Annotated in this window: 1 protein-coding gene; it reads right to left on the bottom strand. The window is 48.0% G+C overall.

Annotated elements, in window-relative coordinates; genetic code table 11:
- Positions 1–988: ABC transporter substrate-binding protein (locus R7Q48_RS25105; RefSeq protein ID WP_318132845.1), on the bottom strand; the 988-nt coding region annotated here is incomplete at both ends.

Here is a 988-nt window from a genome sequence, read left to right on the forward strand (position 1 = left end):
CATCGTTCACGTAACGGTTGTTTGGCGCAATCATAGTTAGGGCAAAGCCGTTCTCGTAGCCCGCTTCTTTCATCAGCTCTTTAGCTTTCTTCAGATCGTAGCGAGGAACCAGTTTTTCGTTGTGACCAACGTAACCCGCAGGACTTTGCTGACCAGCAGCTGTCGCGAAGCCTTTCATGATTTTCTTCACGATGCCTTCGTTGTTGATCGCATGCACGATAGCTTGACGAACGCGCACGTCTTTCAACGCTTCATTGCTGTTTTGGTTCATTTGGAACGTGATGATTCGCGTACCAGGTAGTGTCACGAGATCGATGCCTTTCGCATCTTTCACACGTTGGTGATCGTTTGGCGCTACTGGGTGAATCATATCGACGCCACCAGAAAGAAGCGCAGCCACACGAGTCGCGTCTTCTTTGATTGGTACTAGCGTTAGCTTATCAACGTTACCTTTCGACGCTTTATCCCAGTAATCTTTGAAGCGTTCAAATTCCACTTTTACGCCTTGTTCACGTGATGTCACGATGAATGGGCCAGTACCGGAAACGTGAGTCGATGCAAATGAGTTACCGTGCTTCACTAGTTCAGACTTGTCTTTGCCGTCTTCTGTCTTACCTGAGTAGAACTTGCTGTCCATAGGGAAGATGTACGTCGCCGTTTGCAGAACAAGTGGGTATGGACCTTTAGTAACCAAATCGAACGTGTAGTCATCCACTTTTACGATTTTCTCGTACGGGTCGAAGATCGCTTTAAAGTCTGGAGAGCTTTGTAGACGCTCAAATGTCCACACCACATCATCCGCTGTTAGCGAGTTACCAGAGTGGAACTTCACGCCTTCACGCAGTTTGAAGCGTACCGTTGTGTCGTTAACACGTTCCCAGCTTTCTGCTAGACGAGGTTCGAAGTCCATTGTTTGAGTGAAACGAACTAGAGGGTCAAATACCATGTGTGACATTTGCAGTGTACCGCCAGACAACTGCTCATGCGG

This window comes from Vibrio sp. 378, assembly GCF_033339435.1.